This window comes from Pseudokineococcus marinus, from assembly GCF_013004605.1.
Taxonomy (GTDB): domain Bacteria; phylum Actinomycetota; class Actinomycetes; order Actinomycetales; family Quadrisphaeraceae; genus Pseudokineococcus; species Pseudokineococcus marinus.
Genome location: NZ_JABEMA010000357.1, coordinates 1 through 2,826, shown reverse-complemented (window position 1 = coordinate 2,826; position 2,826 = coordinate 1). Strand labels below are relative to the sequence as shown.

2 protein-coding genes are annotated in these 2,826 nt (G+C 79.2%); one reads left to right on the top strand and one right to left on the bottom strand.

What is annotated here, in order from left to right; genetic code table 11:
- Window positions 1–129 precede the first annotated feature (129 nt).
- On the top strand, window positions 130–1,134 hold the full coding sequence (locus HLB09_RS15330; RefSeq protein WP_322790212.1) for an endonuclease/exonuclease/phosphatase family protein: 1,005 nt from the start codon (window positions 130–132) through the stop codon (window positions 1,132–1,134).
- 63 nt (window positions 1,135–1,197) lie between these two features.
- On the opposite strand, the gene HLB09_RS15325 is transcribed toward HLB09_RS15330, so the two are convergent.
- Window positions 1,198–2,715: a dihydrolipoyl dehydrogenase family protein gene (locus tag HLB09_RS15325; protein WP_171204192.1), complete on the bottom strand. Its 1,518-nt coding sequence runs from the start codon at window positions 2,713–2,715 to the stop codon at window positions 1,198–1,200.
- Between the last annotated feature and the right edge of the window lie 111 nt (window positions 2,716–2,826).

Here is a 2,826-nt window from a genome sequence, read left to right as displayed (position 1 = left end):
TGATCCCGCGGGCGGCCAGCTGCGCGGGCAGCATCCGCCGGCCGTCCGGCTCGACGAGCCGGTAGGCGCACGCAGGGACGCGGTGGTCGAGCGCGACCGCGTGGAGCACGGCACCCCCGACGACCAGAGGTGCCCGACGCAGCCCCCGCCCAGCCCACCGCCGCCCGCCCCGCCGACGCCGACCCGTCCACCACCTCCGGGCGCCCGCTCGTCGTCGCGACCGCCAACGTCAACGGCATCCGGGCCGCCGCCCGCCGCGGCATGGGCGCCTGGCTCGACGGCCGCGGCGTCGACGTGCTGTGCCTCCAGGAGGTCCGCGCCGACGACGACACACTGCGCCGGGTGATCGCCGAGATGGCCGGTGAGGACGCGCCGGTGAAGGGCGCCGCGCAGGGCGACGCCGTCGCCGGCTGGCACGTCGCCCACGTCGAGCCGACCGACGCCGGCACGAAGGGCCGTGCGGGCGTCGCCGTCGCGAGCCGGCTCCCGCTGGCCGCGGTGCGCGAGGGCCTCGGCGACGCCGACGCGGGCGGCCGCTTCGCCGGCGCCGGGCGGTGGCTCGAGGCCGACGTGGCCCTGCCGGACGGGCGGACGCTCACGGCCGTCAGCGCCTACGTCCACTCCGGCGAGGTCGGCACGCCCCAGCAGGAGGACAAGATGGCCTTCCTGGCCGCGGCGACCGAGCGCATGGCCGTGCTCGGCGCCGACGGAGCGCTCGCCGTCGTCACCGGCGACCTCAACGTCGGTCATCGCGAGCTCGACATCAAGAACTGGAAGGGCAACCGGAAGAAGGCCGGCTTCCTGCCCGAGGAGCGCGCCGCCCTCGACCGGTGGTTCCGCGCGCCCGACGACCACGGCGCCGGCGGCGCGGGGGACGGCGCTGCGGAGGCCGGCGGGCCCGGCCTCGGGTGGACCGACGTCGCCCGGGCGCTCGCGGGGGAGGTCGACGGCCCCTACTCGTGGTGGTCCTGGCGCGGGCAGGCCTTCGACAACGACACGGGCTGGCGCATCGACTACCAGGTGGCCACCCCCGCGCTCGGCGCCGCGGCGCGCTCGTGCGAGGTCGACCGCGCGCCCTCGTACGCCGAGCGGTGGAGCGACCACGCGCCGGTCGTCGCGACCTACGCCCTCTGAGCCGCCGCCGCGTGCCCGCCGAGCCCCGTCCCTCGGCGGGGGCGTCCCTCGGCGGGGGAGTGCTCAGGCCGTGTGCGCGGGCTGCTCGGCGCCGCCGCCCGGCTGCTCGTCGCCCCGGCGGGCGCGCACCTGGTCGCGCGCGTCCTCGGCCGCCGGCAGCAGCAGCTCGCCCCACGCGGGGAAGGGGTGCACCACCTCGGCGAGCAGCTCGACGTCGAGGCGGCCGCGGACGGCGAGGACGAGCTCGCCGCCCCAGCTGTCGGCCTCCGGGCCGACGACGCTGGCGCCGAGCAGGACGCCGGACGCGGCGTCGACGACGAGCTCCACCGTGCCGGGCCCGTCGTAGCGCTCGACGTGCGCGCGCCCGGTGTCGGAGCTCGCCTGCGTCGCGACGACGACGTCGTGCCCCGCCTCCCGGGCGCCGTCCGCGCTGAGCCCCGTGGCGAGCACGGGCGGGTCCACGTAGACGGCGCGCGGCATCCCCGTCTCATCGCCCTCCCGGGGGCGGCCGACGAGCGCGTCGGCGACGACGCGGGCCTGGTAGTTGGCGCCGTGGGTGTAGGGCGCGCGCCCGTTGACGTCGCCGACGGCGTAGACGTCGTCGAGGGGCCGCCCGTCCGCGAGGACGCGGTAGCGGTCGTCGACGGCGAGCGCGCCGGCGCCCGTCGTGTCGAAGCCGAGCGTCTGCACGCACTCGAGGCGGGGCCTCCTCCCGCTCGCGAGCAGGACGCGCTCGCCCGTGACCTCGCTCCCGTCGTCGAGCTCGAGGACGACGCCGTCGCCGTCGGCGCGCGCCCGCGACGCCGTCACCCCGGTGCGGACGTCCACGCCCGTGCCGGTCAGGGCCTGGGCCACGGCGTCGCCCACCGACGGGTTCTCGCTCGCCAGGAGTCGCGGCGCCGTCTCGACGAGGGTCGTGCGGACGCCGAAGGACGCGTAGACCTGCGCGAGCTCGCAGCCGACGGCCCCGCCGCCGAGCACGAGCAGGCTGGCCGGCCGGTGGTCGCTGGAGAGGGCCTCGTCGCTCGTCCACGTCGCCACGTCGTCCAGCCCGTCGACCGGGGGGGCCGCGGGGGCGCTGCCGGTGGCGAGGACGAGCGTGCGCCAGCGCAGGACGTCGACGAGCTCGCCCGGGTCGTCCGGCGAGCCCCCGCCGCGGCGCACCCGCGCGAGGCCGCCGCCGGCGTCGTCGCGCTCGACGGACGCCCACCCGCGCACGAGCTCGACGCCCGCCGCGCGCAGGCCGTCGGCCTTGCCGCTGTCGTCGCGGCCCGCCGTGGCGTCGGTGCGGCGCCGCAGGGCCCACGCCCAGGCGGCGTCGTGGTCGTCGGAGCCGCTGCGGCGGTGCCCGTGGGCCGCGAGCAGCATCGCCTTGCTCGGCACGCAGGCCCAGAAGGGGCACTCGCCGCCGACGAGGGAGCCCTCGACGACGGCGACGGACAGGCCCGCGGCGGCGGCCCGCGGCCCGGCGGTCTCGGACGCGGAGCCGCCGCCGACGACGAGGACGTCGACGACGCGGGGCTCGCCGTGCGGGGGAGGGGAGTCGGAGGAGGTCGGGGACGGCGCGGTCTCGGTCGTCATGCCCCGATCCTGCGGTCCGCGGCGCCCAGCGGCACGCCCGGGGGAGAGGGGCGGCACGCCCGGCAGCGGGGGCCGCGGACCGGGCCCGCGAGGGCGGGCGCCGGTGCGCGG